At 49.4% G+C, this 2,313-nt stretch carries 1 rRNA gene; it reads left to right on the top strand.

From position 1 onward, the window contains the following. Positions 1-88 precede the first annotated feature (88 nt). Positions 89-2,313: ribosomal RNA gene (locus AB3I00_RS14450) — 23S ribosomal RNA — on the top strand; the annotation flags it as partial.

Raw genomic sequence — 2,313 nt, 5'->3', positions numbered from 1 at the left:
GAGTTTTTTAATAAGTTCAATTGCTTATTTTCTTGATCTAACTTCTATCGCTAGAAGAAGGATCAAAACCCAACCGTAAGGTTGATAAGGTTAAGTGAATAAGGGCGCACGGTGGATGCCTTGGCACTAGGAGCCGATGAAGGACGGGACTAACACCGATATGCTTTGGGGAGCTGTACGTAAGCTATGATCCAGAGATTTCCGAATGGGGGAACCCAGCATCTTTAATAGGATGTTACGATTGTGTGAATACATAGCACATTCGAGGTAGACGCAGAGAACTGAAACATCTAAGTACCTGCAGGAAGAGAAAGAAAATTCGATTCCCTGAGTAGCGGCGAGCGAAACGGGAAAAGCCCAAACCAACAAGCTTGCTTGTTGGGGTTGTAGGACTCCAATATGGTCGTTCTTTCAGATAGTCGAATGACTTGGAAAAGTCAGTCAAAGAGGGTAAAAACCCCGTAGACGAAATGTGGAAGACACCTAGGAGGATCCTGAGTACGGCGGAACACGAGAAATTCCGTCGGAATCCGGGAGGACCATCTCCCAAGGCTAAATACTCCCTAGTGACCGATAGTGAACCAGTACCGTGAGGGAAAGGTGAAAAGCACCCCGGAAGGGGAGTGAAATAGAACCTGAAACCGTGTGCCTACAACAAGTCAAAGCCCGTTAATGGGTGATGGCGTGCCTTTTGTAGAATGAACCGGCGAGTTACGATTGCATGCGAGGTTAAGTTGAAGAGACGGAGCCGCAGCGAAAGCGAGTCTGAATAGGGCGTTTGAGTATGTAGTCGTAGACCCGAAACCATGTGATCTACCCATGTCCAGGTTGAAGGTGCGGTAAAACGCACTGGAGGACCGAACCCACGTACGTTGAAAAGTGCGGGGATGAGGTGTGGGTAGCGGAGAAATTCCAAACGAACTTGGAGATAGCTGGTTCTCTCCGAAATAGCTTTAGGGCTAGCCTCGGAATTGAGAATGATGGAGGTAGAGCACTGTTTGGACTAGGGGCCCATCTCGGGTTACCGAATTCAGATAAACTCCGAATGCCATTCATTCATATCCGGGAGTCAGACTGTGAGTGATAAGATCCATAGTCGAAAGGGAAACAGCCCAGACCACCAGCTAAGGTCCCAAAATATATGTTAAGTGGAAAAGGATGTGGGGTTGCACAGACAACTAGGATGTTGGCTTAGAAGCAGCCACCATTTAAAGAGTGCGTAATAGCTCACTAGTCGAGTGACCCTGCGCCGAAAATGTACCGGGGCTAAACATATTACCGAAGCTGTGGAGTACACCTTTAGGTGTATTGGTAGGAGAGCGTTCTAAGGGCGTCGAAGGCAGATCGTGAGGACTGCTGGAGCGCTTAGAAGTGAGAATGCCGGTATGAGTAGCGAAAGACAGGTGAGAATCCTGTCCACCGAATGACTAAGGTTTCCTGGGGAAGGCTCGTCCGCCCAGGGTTAGTCGGGACCTAAGCCGAGGCCGATAGGCGTAGGCGATGGATAACAGGTTGATATTCCTGTACCCGTTGTTTTTGTTTGAGCAATGGAGGGACGCAGGAGGCTAAGGAATGCAGACGATCGGAAATGTCTGTCCAAGCAGTAAGTCTGAAGAGGAGTCAAATGCTTCTTTTCTTAAGGACAAGCTGTGATGGGGAGGGAAATAATAGTACCGAAGTTCCTGATGTCACACTGCCGAGAAAAGCTTCTAGTGAGAAAACAGCGGCCCGTACCGCAAACCGACACAGGTAGTCGAGGAGAGAATCCTAAGGTGAGCGAGAGAACTCTCGTTAAGGAACTCGGCAAAATGACCCCGTAACTTCGGGAGAAGGGGTGCTGATCATACGATCAGCCGCAGTGAATAGGCCCAAGCGACTGTTTATCAAAAACACAGGTCTCTGCAAAATCGTAAGATGAAGTATAGGGGCTGACGCCTGCCCGGTGCTGGAAGGTTAAGAGGAGTGCTTAGCGCAAGCGAAGGTACGAATTGAAGCCCCAGTAAACGGCGGCCGTAACTATAACGGTCCTAAGGTAGCGAAATTCCTTGTCGGGTAAGTTCCGACCCGCACGAAAGGCGTAACGATTTGGGCACTGTCTCAACGAGAGACTCGGTGAAATTTTAGTACCTGTGAAGATGCAGGTTACCCGCGACAGGACGGAAAGACCCCATGGAGCTTTACTGTAGTTTGATATTGAGTGTCTGTACCGCATGTACAGGATAGGTAGGAGCCGTAGAAATCGGAACGCTAGTTTCGATGGAGGCGCTGGTGGGATACTACCCCTGCGTTATGGCCACTCTAACCCGCACCACT

This window comes from Enterococcus sp. C76, from assembly GCF_040886985.1.
GTDB classification, from domain to species: domain Bacteria; phylum Bacillota; class Bacilli; order Lactobacillales; family Enterococcaceae; genus Enterococcus_B; species Enterococcus_B lactis.
Note: the sequence above shows the minus strand (reverse complement) of the source record. Positions and strands in the feature narration are given on the sequence as shown.